This window comes from Sinomonas sp., from assembly GCF_051955515.1.
In the GTDB taxonomy this organism is placed as follows: domain Bacteria; phylum Actinomycetota; class Actinomycetes; order Actinomycetales; family Micrococcaceae; genus Sinomonas.
The window spans coordinates 1-17971 of sequence record NZ_JBQCGQ010000246.1; the positions used below are offsets into that span (position 1 = coordinate 1).

Annotated in this window: 16 protein-coding genes, 1 tRNA gene and 1 rRNA gene; 7 read left to right on the forward strand and 11 right to left on the reverse strand. The window is 66.9% G+C overall.

Annotated features, from left to right (window positions below; genetic code table 11):
• Nucleotides 1-98: ribosomal RNA gene (rrf, locus tag ACTHL9_RS14660) — 5S ribosomal RNA — on the forward strand; the annotation flags it as partial.
• A 233-nt stretch (nt 99-331) separates the two neighbouring features.
• Here rrf and ACTHL9_RS14665 read toward each other — a convergent pair.
• Nucleotides 332-1180: a phosphotransferase enzyme family protein gene (locus ACTHL9_RS14665; RefSeq protein WP_440520026.1), complete on the reverse strand. Its 849-nt coding sequence runs from the start codon at nt 1178-1180 to the stop codon at nt 332-334.
• A 170-nt stretch (nt 1181-1350) separates the two neighbouring features.
• Between ACTHL9_RS14665 and ACTHL9_RS14670 the strand changes: the two genes are divergently transcribed.
• The 3 genes from ACTHL9_RS14670 to ACTHL9_RS14680 all read left to right on the forward strand — a co-directional run bounded on the left by ACTHL9_RS14670 (nt 1351) and on the right by ACTHL9_RS14680 (nt 6048).
• Nucleotides 1351-1632 carry an HU family DNA-binding protein gene (locus tag ACTHL9_RS14670; RefSeq protein WP_138414342.1) on the forward strand — a complete coding sequence of 94 codons (282 nt, stop codon included), beginning with the start codon at nt 1351-1353 and terminating at the stop codon, nt 1630-1632.
• Nucleotides 1633-1745: 113 nt separating this feature from the next.
• A complete protein-coding gene (locus ACTHL9_RS14675) occupies nt 1746-3863 on the forward strand; it encodes a cytochrome c oxidase assembly protein (RefSeq protein ID WP_440520027.1) in 2118 nt (705 codons plus the stop codon).
• A gap of 106 nt (nt 3864-3969) precedes the next feature.
• Entirely contained in the window at nt 3970-6048 is a 2079-nt protein-coding gene (locus ACTHL9_RS14680) for an NHL domain-containing thioredoxin family protein (RefSeq protein ID WP_440520028.1), read from the forward strand.
• A 52-nt stretch (nt 6049-6100) separates the two neighbouring features.
• Here the strand turns inward: ACTHL9_RS14680 and ACTHL9_RS14685 are convergent, their stop codons facing one another.
• The 4 genes from ACTHL9_RS14685 to ACTHL9_RS14700 form a co-directional block, all read right to left on the reverse strand.
• On the reverse strand, nt 6101-7063 hold the full coding sequence (locus ACTHL9_RS14685) for a hypothetical protein (RefSeq protein WP_440520029.1): 963 nt from the start codon (nt 7061-7063) through the stop codon (nt 6101-6103).
• 225 nt (nt 7064-7288) lie between these two features.
• Entirely contained in the window at nt 7289-8224 is a 936-nt protein-coding gene (locus ACTHL9_RS14690) for an AEC family transporter (RefSeq protein WP_440520030.1), read from the reverse strand.
• A gap of 83 nt (nt 8225-8307) precedes the next feature.
• Nucleotides 8308-8733 (reverse strand): aspartate 1-decarboxylase, encoded by a 426-nt coding sequence (gene panD / locus ACTHL9_RS14695; protein WP_440520031.1) that lies wholly within the window; start codon nt 8731-8733, stop codon nt 8308-8310.
• A 70-nt stretch (nt 8734-8803) separates the two neighbouring features.
• Nucleotides 8804-9655: a LysR family transcriptional regulator gene (locus ACTHL9_RS14700; protein ID WP_440520032.1), complete on the reverse strand. Its 852-nt coding sequence runs from the start codon at nt 9653-9655 to the stop codon at nt 8804-8806.
• Between the two features lie 137 nt (nt 9656-9792).
• Between ACTHL9_RS14700 and ACTHL9_RS14705 the strand changes: the two genes are divergently transcribed.
• Nucleotides 9793-11094, forward strand: coding sequence for an MFS transporter (locus ACTHL9_RS14705; protein ID WP_440520033.1), 1302 nt, complete (start codon nt 9793-9795; stop codon nt 11092-11094).
• Between the two features lie 203 nt (nt 11095-11297).
• Here the strand turns inward: ACTHL9_RS14705 and ACTHL9_RS14710 are convergent, their stop codons facing one another.
• From ACTHL9_RS14710 to ACTHL9_RS14725, 4 genes are all read right to left on the reverse strand, one after another.
• On the reverse strand, nt 11298-12686 hold the full coding sequence (locus tag ACTHL9_RS14710) for an MFS transporter (RefSeq protein WP_440520034.1): 1389 nt from the start codon (nt 12684-12686) through the stop codon (nt 11298-11300).
• 133 nt (nt 12687-12819) lie between these two features.
• Nucleotides 12820-13641, reverse strand: a complete 822-nt coding sequence (locus ACTHL9_RS14715; RefSeq protein WP_440520035.1) for a PrsW family glutamic-type intramembrane protease — start codon at nt 13639-13641, stop codon at nt 12820-12822.
• Nucleotides 13642-13691: 50 nt separating this feature from the next.
• A tRNA-Gly gene (locus ACTHL9_RS14720) sits at nt 13692-13765 on the reverse strand.
• A gap of 25 nt (nt 13766-13790) precedes the next feature.
• A complete protein-coding gene (locus ACTHL9_RS14725; RefSeq protein ID WP_440520036.1) occupies nt 13791-15266 on the reverse strand; it encodes an amino acid permease in 1476 nt (491 codons plus the stop codon).
• Nucleotides 15267-15410: 144 nt separating this feature from the next.
• On the opposite strand from ACTHL9_RS14725, the gene ACTHL9_RS14730 reads away from it, so the two are divergent.
• Nucleotides 15411-15845: an SRPBCC family protein gene (locus tag ACTHL9_RS14730; RefSeq protein WP_440520037.1), complete on the forward strand. Its 435-nt coding sequence runs from the start codon at nt 15411-15413 to the stop codon at nt 15843-15845.
• A 19-nt stretch (nt 15846-15864) separates the two neighbouring features.
• Nucleotides 15865-16440, forward strand: coding sequence for a dCTP deaminase (gene dcd, locus ACTHL9_RS14735; protein ID WP_440520038.1), 576 nt, complete (start codon nt 15865-15867; stop codon nt 16438-16440).
• Nucleotides 16441-16508: 68 nt separating this feature from the next.
• Here dcd and ACTHL9_RS14740 read toward each other — a convergent pair whose 3' ends face one another.
• A complete protein-coding gene (locus tag ACTHL9_RS14740; protein WP_440520039.1) occupies nt 16509-17099 on the reverse strand; it encodes a hypothetical protein in 591 nt (196 codons plus the stop codon).
• Nucleotides 17100-17144: 45 nt separating this feature from the next.
• A complete protein-coding gene (locus tag ACTHL9_RS14745) occupies nt 17145-17849 on the reverse strand; it encodes a FadR/GntR family transcriptional regulator (protein WP_440520040.1) in 705 nt (234 codons plus the stop codon).
• Nucleotides 17850-17971 lie beyond the last annotated feature (122 nt).

Below are 17971 nucleotides of genomic sequence, written 5' to 3' on the forward strand. Positions count from 1 at the left end.
GGGAAACGCCCGGACCCATCCCGAACCCGGAAGCTAAGCCCCACAGCGCCGATGGTACTGCACCCGACAGGGTGTGGGAGAGTAGGACACCGCCGGAACACACCACAACGGGTGGGCCCCACAACGCAGTGGGGCCCACACCCCTTTAACCACCCAAAACCCCAACCTTAGCCACCCAAAACCCCATCCTCGACCGACACCCCCGAACCGGGCACGCCAACCCACCCCCCACGCCGGGAAGGGCAGTACCCGTACCCGGAACGCCAGAACAGGGGCAGTACCTGCACCCGAAACGCCCTGACAGGGCAGTACCCGTACCCGGACCGGCAGGTCAGGCGAACCGCTCCGCCACCCGTTCGAGCATCCTCAGGCCGGCAGCCTCGAAAAGGCGATCGCCGACATCGTGCGCCCAGACCACCGTGCCCAGGGACTGCAGGATGTTGTCGAGGCGCCAGGAGTCAGATTCTTCTGCCGGATCCCTGCCATAGCCGCTGAGGAAAGCAGCTCGAAGGTCTGGGTGATCCGCGAAATAGGAGTGTTCGAGCCTCACGAAATCGGTGACCCACGGACGGTAGCCAGCACGACCGAAATCGATCACCGAGAGCCGCCCGTCGTCGTGAATCCAGTTTCTCGGCTGGTAATCGCCGTGGGTGGCATAGAGGACGCGAGGCGCCGCGACGTGCGCGGCGGCCATGCCGCGCACGGCGCTAAGGAGCGGCGCTGGAACCAGCGGTCCAGCGCGCCGGGCGAAGTCGTCGATCTTATGCAGCGCCGCCGGATCATAGCTTCGGGTTTCCTGCCGGGGCACGTGGAGTCGGGCGAGGAGGGCGCCGGCCTGGCGGAAGTGGTCCGGCGAGTACTCGAACGGCCCGCCTTCCACGAGGGCTCCCGGCAGCCATGAGGTGACGACGACGCCAGCGCGGGCATCGGCGTGGAGGAGCCGCGGCGCGTGGTCACCGAGAGGGGCCGTCATCTGCAGGTACGCGCGGATTTCGCGCTTGATATGGTGCGTGACGTCGCTCGCTTTGACGACGACCGAGCCCCCGGGGGCGGCGATCCTCACGACGAGGATTCCTTGAACGCCCCACGACATGTCTGCCTCGAGCTCCCACTCGCCAAGCCACTGATCGATGAGCCGCAGTTGTTCGGACTTCAACAGCTGATAAGCGGGGAGTGCCACGAGACCACGCTACGCTCCGAAACGGGGCCTCGAGAGCCGAAAGTGGGCCGAAATCCCTGAAAACACGCGGAAATCTGCTGGCGCGGCGGGCATTAGCTGGTAGGTTCGTCAGCAGCAGTCCCGGGCGAATGTCTAGGGCTGACGAAACAAACCGACGTCCAGGAGGACACATGGCTAAGAACCGCAGCGAGCTTGTTGCCGAGGTCGCCGGCAAGACCAACCTCAGCCAGACCGCCGTCAACGGTGTGCTCGACGCACTGTTCGAGGTCTTCGAGAGCTCCGTCGCCGCTGGCGAGAAGGTCAGCATCCCGGGCTGGCTCGCCGTCGAGCGCACCGAGCGTGCTGCTCGTACGGGCCGCAACCCGCAGACCGGCGAGGAGATCCAGATCCCGGCTGGCTTCGGCGTCAAGCTGACGGCAGGCTCCAAGCTCAAGGCCGCTGCTTCCAAGTAGAGCCTTCGAATCGCCACACGGGGGCGACGGCGGGAGCCGCCGCCCCCGTGGTGTTATCCACATAGCCACGATTCCGGACGCTCGTGGGTTCCCGCGTCTGGAAGAATGGTGGGGTGCCGAGCTCCACGCGTACCGTTCCCCCCACGCCTTCGTCCGACGTCGAAGATCGCGGGACCCCGAGGGGCTACGTCTATGCGGCGGCCGGGGCTGCCTTGGTCGTCCTGATTGCGGCCTTGGTGTTCTCCGGAGCGGTCGCTGCTCGCCAGATCCTCGATCCCGGCGCGCTGGTCCGCTGGGGCCTTCCCGTTGCTCAGGCGGCGCTCAATGTTTCGGCCGCTCTCGTTCTTGGCGGACTCGTGTTTGCCGTCGCGATCGTGCCGCACCGCCGACGTCCCGAGCGAAACGCGTCGGCGTCCTCTGGGGACGGGACCGTCGATGAACATCCGGCCTTCGCCCGTGCGCTGAAGGTCGCGAGCCTTGCATCCCTCGTCTGGACAGCCAGCTCCGTCGCCGTCCTTGTCTTCACACATTCCGACCTCATCGGGCAGCCGATCTCGGGAAGCACCGACTACACCAAGCAGCTCGTCTTCTACATGACGCAGCTTGACGTAGGCCGGGCCTGGCTCGTCACGGTCATCATCGCCGCTACGGTCGCCACGCTTCTCTTCGCCGTTCGGTCCCTGACTGGCCTCGCACTCACGTTTCTGCTGGCCGTGGTTGGCCTCATGCCGATGGCCCTGATCGGGCACTCCGCGAGCGCGGGGGACCACGAGGCCGCCGTCAACTCTTTGGGGCTCCATCTGCTGGGGGCCGGGCTGTGGGTTGGAGGCGTCGCGATGCTCGCTCTCCTCGGAGGAACTTTCACGGGTCGGCTGCGGACCTCGACGGGCTCCCACAACGGCGGTGACCTCACCGAATCGGTGCTCCGACGCTATTCGGCTCTCGCCTTGTTCTGCTTCGTTCTGGTTGTCGCTTCGGGCATCGTCAACGCATCGCTGCGCGTCCCGGGGTGGAGCGCCCTGTTCGGCACGTCCTATGGGCAACTGGTCATCGGCAAGGTCGTCTTTGCCGTCGTCCTCGGCGGGATCGGGTTCATGCACCGCCGATGGGTTATCCCGCAGATCTCACGGGGGGCATCTGCCAAACGTGTCCTCTGGCAGCTCATCGGCGTGGAGACGATTGTCATGGGAGGCGTCAGCGGTCTCGCCGTGGCGCTCAGCCGGTCAGCTCCGCCCGAGCCCACGACTCTCGCGCCTGACGCCACGCCAGCCTTCATCCTGTCCGGCTACAACCTTCCACCTGAGCTGACGCCCGTGCGCTGGCTGACAGAATGGCGCCTCGACTGGCTGTGGGTCGCCGTAGCGGTCTTCGGTGCCGGGGCCTACGCCCTCGGCATCATCAAGCTTCTCCGTCGCGGAGACTCGTGGTCGTGGGCCCGGAGCCTTTCATGGTTCGTGGGCCTCGTGGTCCTCACCTATATCACCAGCGGTCCGCCAGCGGTGTACGGCAGGGTTCTCTTCTCGGCCCACATGGTGGACCACATGATGCTGACCATGGTGGCGCCGTTGTTCTTGGTGCTCGGGTCGCCCGTCACGCTCGCGCTCAAAGCACTCCGGCCCAGACAGGACGGCAGCCGTGGACTCCGCGAGTGGACGCTCGTCTTCGTGCATTCGAAGTGGTCCCAGCTGATCACGCATCCCCTGTTCGCCGCCGCGAACTTCGCTGGCTCGATCATCCTCTTCTACTACTCGGCTCTCTTCGGGTATGCGATGCGGGACCACATCGGCCACGAGCTCATGAACCTGCACTTCACGCTGACCGGCTACATCTTCGTCCTCACGATGATTGGCTCGGACCCGCTTCCCAGACGCGCGCCCTACCCGCTTAGGCTCTTGCTCCTCTTTGCCACGATGGCGTTCCATGCGTTCTTCGGCGTCGCGATCATGGGCTCGAATATCCTCCTCGAGCCGACCTATTTCGGGAACCTCGGACGCCCTTGGGGCCCTTCCGCCATCGCCGACCAGCAAACGGGTGGCGCTGTCGCCTGGGGCATCGGTGAGATTCCGACACTGGTCGTAGCGATTGGCGTCGCCGTGATGTGGTCGAGATCCGATGCCCGCGAGACGAAGCGCCGCGACCGGGCCGCCGAACGGGACAACGACGCGGAGCTCGAGGCGTACAACGCGATGTTCAATCGGCTCGGTGACCAGGACCGGGCCCGCGGATTGTGACCTTCCGAGTCCTTTCCTCGACCCACCCCACGAGACGCGGAACAAAGGCCCCGATAATGGGGTTGCCGCAAACAGACCTTTCACCAGCGACACGTCAGGAGTGCCCGTGACCGCCGAGTCTGCCGACATCGTGAGCGCCACCAGCGCTTCAGCCCTCAGAACCACGCACCGCGTAAGGGCGAGCGAACTCGCGGGCCGGGGCTGGCTCAACACCGGCGGCACGGAGCTGAACCTCTCGGCCCTTCGCGGGAAGATCGTCATCCTCGACTTCTGGACGTTCTGCTGCATCAACTGCCTGCACGTCCTGGACGAGCTGCGTCCGCTCGAGGAGAAATACCACGACGTCCTCGTGACCGTCGGCGTCCACTCTCCGAAGTTCGAGCACGAGGCTGATCCGGTTGCCCTTGCGTCGGCCGTGGAGCGCTACGAGATCCATCACCCCGTCTTGGATGACCCGGAGCTACTCACCTGGCAGGCGTACACGGCGCGCGCATGGCCTACGCTCGTCGTCGTCGACCCCGAGGGCTACATCGTGGCGCACCTCTCCGGGGAGGGACATGCTGCCGGCCTTGGAGTGCTGATCGAGGAACTGATCCACGAGCACACCGAGAAGGGGACGCTGCACCGGGGTGACGGGCCGTACGTGGCCCCGGAGCCGGTTGGGCGCACCCTGCGTTTCCCCGGCCAGACGATTCAGCTCGACAACGGGAATTACCTCGTTGTCGACACGGGACACCATCGGCTCGTCGAGCTGCGCCCTGACCTCGAGACGGTGCAGCGGGTCATCGGATCCGGCACAAAGGGCTTCGCAGACGGTGCTGCCGAGAACGCCCAGTTCAACGAGCCGCAGGGAGCCGCCATTCTCCCCGCGGACATCTCGTGGCAGACGGGCTATGACGCGATTGTCGCCGACACCGTGAATCACCGTCTCCGCGGCGTCACCCTGAGCTCGGGCCACGTGCAGACAGTAGCGGGGAACGGCGTCCAGCGCCTGCTCGATGCCGGCCCGGCCCGCGTGGACGGAGACGGTGCAGGTCTGTGGGCCGCCGGCGCGAGCGAGAAGGCCGGCCCCGGAGGCGGCTCGCCTGGAGATCACGAGGGCGGAGCCTCTACGGGTGCGCATCCCGCCGACTACGCGGGAGATGCGGTCGACATCGGCGTGGTCGGACACGGAACCAAGGTGTCGCTGTCCTCGCCCTGGGATGTCGTGTGGAGCGAGAAGCTGCGCAAGGTCGTCGTCGCGATGGCTGGAACCCATCAGATCTTCACGTTCGACCCGCTTACTGCCGAGGTCGCGATTCTGGCTGGCTCTGGACTTGAGGGACTCCTCGACGGGGCTGGTCCCGAGGCCTGGTTCGCGCAGCCGTCAGGTCTTGCTGTCGACGCTGAGGGCAACCTCTGGGTAGCCGACTCGGAGACGTCGGCGCTCCGGAAGCTCGTCCTGGGAGACGCAGCCCCGGGGCCGAGCGGTGTGCGCGTGGAGACCGCAGTCGGCAAGGGACTCTTCGACTTCGGCTTCCGCGACGGTGCCGCGGACACCGCCCGATTCCAGCATCCGCTGGGCGTCACGGTTCTTCCCGACGGTTCGGTCGCGATCGCGGACACCTATAACGGTGCTGTGCGTCGCTACGATCCTGCGGCTCAGTCGGTCTCCACCTTGGCGCGCGGACTTGCAGAGCCGAGCGACGTCGTCGTCATTCAGCCGGAGGGCAGCGAGCCGCTCCTGTTGGTGACGGAGAGCAATCGCCACGAGCTTTCGCTTGTCCCGATTCCGAAGGACGCTCAGCAGGTTGACGAGGGCGCGAGCCAGACACAGCGTCCCAAGTCGCCGCTCGCGCCCGGCGCCCTCGCGCTCACGGTCCGCTTCAAGGCTCCCACTGGCCAGAAACTCGACAACCGATGGGGCGACCCGACCCAGCTGAAGATCTCGTCGACTCCGCCCGAGTTGCTACGCGCCGGCTCCGGCACATCGCAGGGGCTCGTTCGCACGCTTGAGTTGAATCCCGAGGTGGGTGAGGGAGTCCTGCATATTACTGCGCGAGCGGCGGCGTGCGATGGTGCCCCCGGGGAAGAGATCCCCGACCATGCCGCTTGCCACCTGTACCAGCAGGATTGGGGCATCCCGGTTGTGTTGCAGAACGGCGCCGAGTCCGAACTGGTCCTCGACCTTCGCGGGATGAACTGACCTCGCCGGGTGTGCCCTCCTCGCCCTTGAGGGAGGCTCCGGGTGCGGCCCGTCAGCCGAAGACCGGCGTGATGGTAATGGTCGAGCCGGAAACGGAGAGGTTCACCATGAACTGGAAGTCCCGTTCGACATTCAGCTGGCTCACGTGGCCGGTGAAAAGGTCAATCTGCCGAGCGGTGAGCCGGGCCTTTCCGGACAGCGGAGAAACGGTCCATTGGCCATTGAAAGGCGTGACGCTGGCGCTTGGGTATTGAGTGATCGACCAGGCGATGGTCCCGTCGACGATTCGATTGTCGGTCTGGTAGGCGAACGGGCAGTAAGGCTGGAGTCGCTGCTGGGTTGAGGCGGTCTTGGCGCACTGGTCGAGGAATTCCTTCGCCTTGTCGTTGATTGCAGCAACGAGCGCTGGGGTGGCCTTTGTCGCGAGGGTGAGCGGAATGAGGCCGGACTTCTGGGAGACCACGGCCGTCGTGGGATCCGCGGCGAAATACTGCCCTGGAAGGGCGCCGACGTAGCTTCCCGGATAGAACACGGGGAACGAATTCCGGCCAGAGGGCATGTTCACTTCCACGCCGTTGATCGTTGCCCGCGACGAGTTGACCACTGAGGCCTGGATGCTGGGAAGTGCCGCCGGGACGATGCTCCATCGCGGAAAGAACAGCCAATCGGTTCCGGTCTGTTCAACGAGGAAGTTCGTGGTGAAATTCGAGCCGCCGGATGAGAAGGTCACGGGAACGTTTTCCCGTCCATTCGCCGCGGACGAGGGAGTTCCTACCGACAGGTCGCGGATGCGGGACATCGAATCGCGCAGCGGCGCGCCGTCGAGCAGGGAGGCGCTGCCGGGAGGCACTTGGGCGTGCAAGGCACCCAAGGCGCGGCCGCCGTCGCCCGCTTGAAGCGCGGCGAGGTACGCGCGGACGGGTTGGGCGGGACCGCTCGCGGACCGGACCGCGATGACTGCGGCGACGGCCACCGCCACTGCGAGCACGAGGGCGAGGGCCCACAGCAGGGCCACTTTTGTGAGGCTAGGAACCTGGGGAGGGGCCTCCTCCTGCGCGGACACGCTCACCGGCGGCTGGTCGTGGCCTCTGCCACGCACGGCGCGATCGTGCGGTCATCCGTCAGTCTCAGCTCAGGCATGTGGCTAGCCTATCGGCCGGCGCCCGTCGTCGTTCGTGTCGGTATCTGTACCCGAGACGCTGAGGGAGGGGATTATCTGTACCCGAAACGAAGAGGGGGGTTAGGAGAGGAGGGCGGCCATGACAGCCATGGCCGGGACGGCGACGACGGTCGTGACGAGCACGGTGTCCTTCGCGACCACGAGGCCGCGCTGATATCGCTGCGCAGCGACGTACACGTTCTGCGCTGTGGGGAGGGCGGCGGTGACGACGGCGGCGAACAGCGCGTGCCCGTCGAGCCCGAGGGCGAAGCGCGCGAAGGTGAACGCGATGAGCGGGTGCACCACGAGTTTGAAGGACGTGGCGAGCAGCGTGTCGAAGCGACGCCCGTCGTCGGCCTTCAAAGGACGCGAGCCGTACAGTGAGATGCCGAACGCCATCAGCATCGCGGGGATCGCCGCCCCGCCGATGAGGTGGATCGGCTGCATGATGAGCTCGGGCAGCTGCCACCCGGTCGCGGCGAGCACGAGCCCGATCATGGAGCCGATGATGTTCGGATTCGTCACCACGGGGAGCACGAACTGGAGGGCGCGGGCCGCCCCCGGCTTGGCGGTCGCCGTCGTGCCGTCCAGCAGGAGGAGGTACGACGGCGTGAACAGCGCGAGCTGGAAGATCAGCAGGGGCGCCACATAGCTCGCGTCGCCCAGGACGAAGACGGAGATGGGGATGCCGAGATTCGCCGAATTCGCGATGGAGGAGCTCATCGACGAGACGAGGGCCTCCGAGAGGTTCCGCCGCCTCACCCACCTGAAGGTCGCGATGGACAGAAGCCCCACCAGCGTCGAACTGACGGTGATGACCAGCAGGTGCGAGGAGAAGATCGAGTGAAGGTCAGCCTTGCTGAGGGTCTCCAGGAGCAGCGCGGGGCTGGCGACGAAGAAGGAAAGGCGGCTCAGCACGGCCTGAGCACCGTCTCCCAAGAGGCGCTTCCGGGCCACGAACCAGCCGCTGCCGATGATCGCCCAGACCACGAAGAACCCTGCGAGGACCCCTAGCACGTCACGATTCCACGGGGTTCCACGTCAGTCTGCTGCACAGCGTCCAGACTAGAACAGGGGACGTGCGGGAGAGAAACCGCTTTCTAGTTCAGGTGGGCCTGGATGGCGAAGGGTGGGCGCATGAGGCCCGGGGTGATGCCTTCGGCAGGGTCCGTCCCCAGTTCGATGATCGTGTTCTCCGCGTTGACATGCACCACGGTCGGCACGAACTCCCGGGCCTCCTCGTTGCTCATCGACGCGTAGCTGATGAGGATCACGATGTCGCCCTCGTGGACGAGGTGCGCCGCGGCGCCGTTGATGCCGATGACGCCGGAGCCGCGCTCGCCTGCGATCGTGTAGGTCTCGAGGCGGGCGCCGTTCGTGACGTCGACGATGGAGACGAGTTCGCCGGGCAGGATGTCGGCGGCGTCGAGCAGGTCCAGGTCGACGGTCACCGAGCCGATGTAATGCAGATCGGCGTGAGTGACCGTGGCGCGGTGGATCTTCGACTTGAACATTGTGCGGTTCATCGGAAACCAGTGTACGCCGGGCCTTCCCGGCGCGCCGTGGCCTATCTCACCTTCGCGTTCTGCTAAGCGGCTACGTCCGGCTCAGCGTGCGTCCCATGATCGCATCGGTGAGCGCGTCGACGGCCGCGGAGTTGGCGAGCGGGTTGCGGATGAGGGTGAAGTCCACGTCGCCGACGGGCGGGAGATCGAAGCGGCGCGTGATGATCGAGAGGTCCTCGGGGACGAGCGTGGTGGGCATGACGCCGATGCCGAGACCCGCCCGCACCGCCGCCAGCACCCCGGCGATCTGCTTCGTGCTGCACGTGACCTTCCACGTCCGCCCGCTCGCCTCGAGCGCGTCGATCGCGAGGGTCCTGCTCAGGCTGGGTGCCGGGTACACGACAAGGGGAACGGGCTGATTGGGTTCGAGGACCGTCTGTTCGACGCCGACCCACGAGAAGACGTCGTGCCGCACGACCGTGCCCTCCTGAGCACCCGCGATCCACTTGATGAAGATGAGGTCCAGTTGGCCCGCCTTGAGGCGGCGATGCAGGTCGTCGCTCTGGCTCACGGTGAGCTCGAGATTGAGCTGCGGGTACGCGCGGCGGAACTCGCGGAGGATCTTCGGGAGTCCCGTGATGGCGAGGTCGTCGGCGGTGCCGAAGCGAAGGCGGCCGCGCATCGCGGAGCCGCGGAAATAGCGCAATGCTTCGTCATGTGCGGCGAGGATGCTCCGTGCGAAGCCGGCCATCGCGTCGCCATTGTCTGTCAGCCGCACGCCATGGGTGTCGCGCACCAGAAGGACGCGGCCGGCTGCCTTCTCGAGCTTGGCGACGTGCTGGCTCACCGTGGGCTGCGCGATTCCCAGCCGGTCCGCCGCGAGGGTGAAGCTGAGGTGCTCGGCGACGGCGAGGAAGCTGCGGAGGTGCACGGGATCGAACATGGCATCGATCCTTCCCGAGGGCTTTGCGGAATGCAATAGCTCTTATATGACAAATAAGCTTCCGCAATGCATTCCCTGCTGTTTAGCGTGGAATCACCGAACGCTCAGCCGCACAAGAACGAAACTCAGGACCTCACGTGACCTCGCCCAGCTCAGCCCTGCCCTCTTCGCCGTCCGACAACAGAAGCGTTTCCTTCCCGCCCACCGGCCCCATCGCCGTCGTCAGCGAACGACTTCCGTGGCGCCACACCTTCATCTCGCTCCGGGTCCACAACTTCCGGCTCTTCGCCGCCTCGCATTTCATCGCAGTGATTGCCGTGTGGATGCAGCGCGTCTCCCAGGACTGGATCGTCCTCCAGCTTTCGGGCTCCGTGGCCGCCGTCGGCGTGACCGTGGCCATGCAGTTCCTGCCCGTGCTCATCCTCGGCCCGTGGGGCGGCCTCATGGCGGACCGCTTCTCGAAGCGTCGCCTGCTCCAGCTCTGCCAGGCGAGCGCGGGCCTGTGCGCGGCAATTCTCGGGGTGCTCACGCTCACGCACTCGCTGCAGGTCTGGCATGTGTACGCCGTGGCCGCCGTCCTCGGCCTCGTGACGGTGCTCGACCAGCCGTCGCGTCAGGTCTTCGTCAACGAGCTCGTGGGGCCGACCTATCTGCGGAACGCGATCAGCGTCAACTCCACGACCTTCCAGCTCGGCGGCCTCATCGGCCCCGCGATCGCGGGCGCCCTGCTGACCGCAGTCGGCGGTGGCTGGGCGTTCGTGTTCAACGCCGTCGCGTGCACCCTCACCGTGATCATGCTCTCGCTGCTGCGCGTCAGCGAGCTGTACACCGCGCCCCCCACCCCGAAGTCGAAGGGCATGGTGCGCGAAGCCGTCCGCTACGCCTGGGCAAAGCAGACCATCCGCTGGCCGTGGGCGCTGGCCGCCGTCGTCGCGGTCTTTTCGCTGAGCCTGCCCGTGCTCCTCGCGGGCTATGCGGACAACGTCTTCAGGATCGGCGCGGGAGGCTACGGCCTGCTGAACACGCTCGTGGCGCTCGGCTCACTGGTCGGCGCGATCGCGTCGGCGCGCCGTCGCCTGCTCAGGCTCGAGACCGTCGTCGTCGCCGCCGGGCTGTACGGCGCGCTCCTCGCGCTCGCCGCGTTCGTGCCGTCCCTTCCGGCGTTCGCGGCGCTCATGGCCGTCTCGGGGTTCTGCGCGCTCACCTTTATGACGTCCGCCAACCAGCTCGTGCAGACGAGCGCGAACATGGCTATCCGTGGCCGAGTCATGAGCCTGTACACGATGGTGCTCATCGGCGGCCAGGCGTTGGGGGGACCCATGCTCGGCGGACTTGCGCAGACCCTCGGGACGCCTTGGGCGATGTTCCTCGGGGGGCTGGTGCCCGCCGGCGTCGGCGGCGTGCTCGTGCTGAGGCTGCGGACGCGTCGGGAAGGATGACGACGGCGGCCCGGCGCCTCGCGCTGGGCCCACACGCCCGCGGGGCCACTTCCGCGGGTTCCCCGCACTTCCGTGCCGGACCCGGCGCGGAAGTGCGGGTCCGGGCGCCCTTTGCGGGGACGGGCGCCACAAGGCGAGGCCCCGGTCCAGTAGTGGACCGGGGCCTCGCTGCCGTGACGGGACGGCCTAGGGCGATCGGACGGCTAGACCGCCTTTGCCCGAGCGCTCGGCTCGCGGACGGCCGAACGCTCGGCGGTGTCCAGCGCGTCGAGGCTGAGCTTCGAGGTTTCGCGGGTCATCCACGTGGCAATCGCCGAGGCGGCGGAGAGCACGAAGGTCAGGCCGCCGATGACGAGCGGAACGTTCGTGGATCCCGGAGGGGCGATGAGCGTGAAGACGGTCGGCAGGAACGCGACGATGAGCAGGCCGAGGTTCTGGGAGATGGCGAAACCCGTCACGCGAGTGCGCGTCGGGAACAGCTCCTGGAAGAAGCTCGCAAACGTCGCGTTCCACATCTGGTACAGGACGCCCCACATGAGGATGGCGAGCACTACGGTGAGGACCACGTTCTTCTGGCTGATGGCCCACAGGTAGGCGAACGACAGCACGCCCGCGCTGAGCGAGCCGAAGATCATGAGCGGCCGGCGGCCGATCCGGTCGGAGAGGCGGCCGAAGAACGGGATGAGGATGACGGCGACGATGTTCGCCATGACAGGCATCCACAGGTAGGTGGCCGGGCTCATGCCGATCCCGTACGCCGGCTGCGTGGCATAGGCGGTGCCGAACACGGCGGCGGTGGTGCCGATGACGTTGGCCAGGCCCATGAGGATGGCACGGAAGACGGTCCAGCCGCTCTCACGGAGCACCCGCACCACGGGGGCCTTCGGGACGACCTGCTGCTCGGCCTCCTCGAGAAAGGCCGGGGTCTCGGCGACGCGACGGCGAATCAGGTAGCCGGCAACGACGACGAAGGCGCTGAGCAGGAACGGCACTCGCCAGCCCCACGAGTGGAAGGCCTCGGTGGGCAGCATCGCCGAGAGCGGGATGAACGCGGCGGAGGCGAGGATGCTGCCCGCCTGCGTGCCCTGCAGGCTGAAGCTCGTGAAGAAGCCCCGACGGTCCGCGGGGGCGTGCTCGGCGATGAGTGCGCTCGCGCCGCTCAGCTCGCCGGCCACGGCGAAGCCCTGGATCAGCCGGAGCGCCACAAGGAGGATCGGGGCGAGAATGCCGACCTGCCCGAACGTCGGAAGCAGGCCGACTGCGAACGTCGAAAAACCCATCAAAAGCAGCGCGAAAACGAGGACGTTCTTGCGGCCGTGGCGATCGCCCCAGGTCCCGAGGACGAACGCACCGATCGGGCGGGCCACGTAGCCGACGGCGTAGGTCGCCAGGGACGCAACGAGGGCCACCGTCGCGTTGCCGCTGGGGAAGAAGATCCCCGGGAAGACGAGGGCAGCCGCCGAGGCGTAGATCGAGAAGTCGTAGTACTCCAGCGTGCTTCCGAAGAAGCCGCTCAGGGCCGCGCGCTTGTGCATCCCCGCGGTCTTCGGCTGCTGTTCGCGGCCTGATCGCCCGCGCACCTCTTCGTGCATGAGACCCTCCTAGGTCATCGTGACTGTAACGCTCGTCCGGTGCCTCAAAGTGCCGGGAACGCTGTTGGTAAGCGCTTTCCAGCAGACCACGATGTGATCCACGTGTCAATCCCTTGGCGAGTCGTGGGTCACATCAGGCGGGGCTTCGCCGCAGCGTGAAGGCCAGCGATGCGAGCCCGGCGAGGGCCACGATCACGAGCCCCGCGACGTAGAACCCGCCCGACAGGGAGGCGTCGGCGGAGAGGGCGGCAGCGAGCCCGTCGGCGAGATCCTGCATCGAGTCCCAGAGGGTGTGCAGCGCCACGACGCCTACGAAGGCTGCGAGGACGCCCGCGGTCAGCCGGATCCGTCCGCTGCCCGCCGCCCGGAAGATCACAGCGCCGAGGAGTGCGGTCCACAGGACGTGGCAGACCGGCGCCAGGATCGATCGTGTGGCCTCGCTCTGGAGCAGCGGTCCGAGGCTGATGCCGTGCGTCGTCACGGCGGCATTGAAGGCGTAGCCCGCTGACTCGAACGCGGCGAACCCGGCCCCCACGCACGCTCCAAGGAGCCCGCCCTGCATGCCCGTCTTCGGTGCGATCGAGCGGGCCACCAGGACCAGGAGCGCGGCCTTGACGAACTCCTCGACGAGCGCCACCCGAAGGCCGAGCCAGGGCGAGGGATGGAGGTCGGACTCCAAGAGGGCCGCTCCCAGAACGCCGAAGACCCCTCCAAGGAGGACCGCCATGAACACGTCCAGGGACCGGACGGTGCCGCTGATCCGTTCGACGGCGAAGAGGACCACACAGAACGGGACAAGGAAGCTGCCCACGAGGATCAGCGTGGGAATGAGGTTGTTGCTGTGGGTCGTCATGGTGACGACGATCGTGGCCACCCAGAGCGAAAGGCCCGAGAGGAGGGCCTTCCACCACCATCCCTCACGGGTCTTCTGGGCGGGCACGTCGTCAGGGTCCACGACGTGAGGATACCGTCCGAGGGCAGGGCCGGAGGGGAATTCGAGACAAGTGGAGCGGCCGACGGGAATCGAACCCGCGTATCAGGCTTGGGAAGCGTGCGCTCTGCCATTGAGCTACGGCCGCGTTGCCCCGGAGGGCATTACCCAGCTTACAACACCCTTCGGGGTGCTCGGCGCGCTTCCGCGATGGCATGGATCCGCTCCCGGCAGGCGTACCAGCCCGCGACCATGATCACGATGGCGACGGCGGTCACCGCGAGCGTCCACGGCGAGTCGATGAAGATCATGACGAGCACGAACGCGAGGAACGCGAGCGAGAGGTAGCCCGTGTACGGCGCGCCGGGCATACGGAACGCGGGACGCTCCGTCCAGCCGTTCTTGGCCCACCTTTGGAGCTGGAGCTGGCACAGGACGATCGTGGCCCACGTGCTGACGATTCCGACCGATGCCACGTTGAGCACGATCTCGAACGCGTCGGAAGGCACCAGATAGTTCAGCGGGACGCCCAGGAGCGAGACTACGGCCGTGATGGCGATGCCGCCGTACGGGACGCCGGCCTTGTTCATCCGGAGCGCGAACTTCGGTGCGGAACCCGCAGCGGCCATGGACCGGAGGATGCGTCCGGTCGAGTAGAGGCCCGCATTCAGCGACGAGAGCGCCGCCGTGAGGACCACCAGGTTCATGATCACGTCCACGCCGCCCACGCCGATGTGGCCGAAGAACGTCACGAACGGGCTCACGCCCTTCTGGTACGACGTGTACGGCAGGAGCAGCGCGAGGAGCACCACCGATCCGACATAGAACACCGCGATCCGCAGGACCACGGAGTTGATGGCCCGCGGCATGATCTTCTCGGGGTTCTGCGTCTCGCCCGCCGCAGTGCCCACGAGCTCGATCGAGGCGTAGGCGAACAGCACGCCCTGCATGAGCAGGATGAGCGGGAGGATTCCAGTGGGGAAGAAGCCCCCGTGATCGGCGATGAGGCTGAATCCGACGGTTCCGCCCGCCGGCGTGCCGAAGACGACGAAATAGATGCCCAGCACAAGGAACACCAGCAGGGCCGCGACCTTGATGAGGGCGAACCAGAATTCCATCTCGCCGAACACCTTGACGGAGATGAGGTTGAGCCCCAGAACGAGCACGAGCGCCAGAAGCGCCCACGCCCATTGCGGCACTGCGCTGATCCACGGCACGTACTTGCCGAAGAAGTTCATGTACAGCGCCGCCGCCGTGGTGTCCACGATCGTGGTCATGGCCCAGTTGATCCAGTAGAACCAGCCGGAGACGAATGCCGCCTTCTCGCCGAAGAACTCACGCGCATAAGACACGAACGACCCCGACGACGGCCTGTGCAGCACGAGCTCCCCGAGGGCCCGGGGGATGAGGAACGCGAAGAAGCCGCACAGGGCGTACGCGAGGATGAGCGACGGTCCCGCCGCGGCGAGACGGCCGCCCGCGCCGAGGAACAGGCCCGTGCCGATCGCGCCGCCGATCGCGATCATCTGGATCTGCCGCGCTTTGAGGCTCTTGTGGTAGCCCGCGTCTTCGGCATGGATCACATGGTCGGCGGAATGGGCGTGGCCGTGGTCGGTCAGGTGGTCGAGGTCGGGCTGTGGCTGCGACATGGGATTCTTTCCGGAGAGGATCACTCTTTCGACCGGCAAGTGTGCCACACGCCACGCGGCTGCCGAAGCCGGACCCCGGCGGCGAGTGCCGCCGTCGCCCTTAATTCTCAGCGCAAATCCAGCGAATCGCCCTAGTCTCGGCGCATGGCCGCCGCTGAACATTCCGTCACTGTCCGCCGCACGCCCGAGGACGTCTACGCCTTCCTCGCGGACGGGCTCAACAACTCCCGGTGGCGGTCGTCGGTGCGGTCGGTGTCGCTCGCCTCGGGCAGCGCGGGCCAGGTCGGGGCGGTGTACGCGCAGAGGCTCGCCGGGCCGGGCGGGCGCGAGATCGACGGCGACTACCGCATCACCGAGGCGCAGCCCAGCTCGTCGCTGCGCTTCGAGGTCATCGCCGGGCCCGCACGCCCGAAAGGCGCTTTCACGCTGCGGCCAGCGGACGACGGCGGCACGCACCTGACCTTCGGCCTCGCCTTGGAGCCGAAAGGGCTCATGAGGCTCATGAGCGGCATGGTCCAGAAGACGATGGACTCCGAGGTCGCGCAGCTGACGAAGCTCAAGGCCGTACTCGAGCAGTAGAGGCGGTATTTTTGAAGGCGTGCTGCTCTCCGACCGCCACATCCGAACCGAGATCGACGCCCAGCGGATCGCCCTCGAGCCCTTCGACCCGGCCATGGTCCAGCCGTCCAGCGTGGACGTGCGGATCGATCGGTTCTTCCGGCTGTTCGACAACCACAAGTACGCCCACATCGACCCGGCGCTTGAGCAGCCTGAGCTCACGCGGCTCGTGGAAGTCGACCCCGACGAGCCCTTCATCCTGCACCCCGGCGAATTCGTGCTCGGCTCCACGTTCGAGACGGTCTCGCTGCCCGACGACATCGCCGCGCGCCTCGAAGGCAAGTCCTCGCTGGGCCGCCTCGGGCTGCTGACCCACTCGACGGCCGGATTCATCGACCCCGGGTTCTCGGGCCACGTGACGCTCGAGCTCTCCAACGTCGCGACGCTCCCCATCAAGCTGTGGCCCGGCATGAAGATCGGGCAGCTGTGCTTCTTCCGGCTTTCCTCGGCCGCCGAACATCCCTACGGTTCCGGCGCCTACGGCAACCGGTACCAGGGCCAGCGGGGGCCGACGGCGTCGCGGAGCTACCTCAACTTCCACCGCACCACGGTCTAGCCCCGTCCGCATCCCCGACCCACCGCGACCCGTCGGGTTGCTGCGGGTGGCGAGGCCTCTGACCCGCATCAAGCCGACAAATCCGCCCGGTGGCGGCGCCGAGAAAGCCGCTGGCCCACCAGCCTGGCCACCCCATCCCAGCCCCGCCGCCTCACATCGGTGTTGCTCACGATGAGTTGGTCCCAGTCCTCGTCCGCAACCAAACGGTTCCGCCAGTTGTCGGAAGCCTGCTGTTCAGCGGTTCGGTGGTGCTCGCGGTCGTACTGCACAGCGAGGCGTGCCTCAACAAAGGCTTGATCGGGCCAGGCGATGGCCCGCCCGAAGCTATCGCGGATGACGTAGTTGAGTACCGGCTCCGGCAGCCCAGCGTCGACGATTGCGAGCCGGAGCTTCGTCTCGGGCACCGAGTCGGCTCCCACCTGCACGAGCTCAAGTGCCCGTTTGGCCCCGGGCAGGCCGCGCACGCGGCGTTTTGCCTCCAGATAGTTCGCAATCTGGTCGACGCGATACAGCGCGTTGCGAGGAGCGGGAAAGCCTTCAGGATGTTCGCACACGAGGTAGTCCCCCATCGCGACGATGTCGTCTCGCTGCAGGACTGAGGCAAGATCAAGCAGGGTTCGCAGTGGCGAGGTGACGCGAATCCCGTTCTGCAGGGCCACGTCCTGGACCGACAATTCGCGGAGGGGGAAGCGGGGGCTCGGGGGCTAGAGGGTCTTCGCGTAGAACCACTCGATGTGGTCGCGCACCAGGTGCGCTGCGCCGTCGCCGTCACGACGCTCCACGGCCTCGAGGATCTCGCGGTGCTGGCGCCGCAGCTCGGCCACGATGTCGTCCCATTGGCCGCGGGTCCGCACGGCCTCGTCGACGTATTCGCGGATCGCCTCGCGGAGCGAGTCCATCATCGTGCTGACGACGGCGTTCCCTGCCAGAGCGCTGAGCGCGACGTGGAATTGGGCGTCGAGGGCGGTGAAGGCGGGGGAAGGGAGCCGGGGATCGTCCATTGCGTCGAGCAGTTTCCGCGCTTCTTCGAGCTGTTCGGGCTCCCAGGTCGCGTCGGCGGCGTGCGCGAGGGACCACGTTTCCATCATCACCCGCGCCTCGACGATGTCCTTGACCGGAAGCCGCTGGCTCGCCACGTGCAGCCTGAGTGCGGACCCCAGCGCCGACGAGGGGTCCGAGACGACGATGGTCCCCGCATGAGGTCCGGAGCCAGTGGCCGAACGCACCACGCCCATGACCTCGAGCGCACGGATCGCGTCTCGTACTGACGCGCGCGAAATCCCGAACTGTTCCGCAAGGGCCCGCTCGCCCGGCAGCCGATCCCCGAGCTTGATCTCTCCGGTCCGCAGGCTGTCCTCGATGTGGCGCAGCACGGCGTCGTGGGCGCGCTCGCTCGGGCGTTCAGGCATGGGTCCATCTTGCCGTACGCGCTGCGGGGCTGGCTGCTGCCGGGCTCCTGCCCGGTTGATTTTTCCCAATCGCTCTCGGGGCGGCGTGTCGGGATGGGACACGTCTCCGAGGGCCGAAGAAC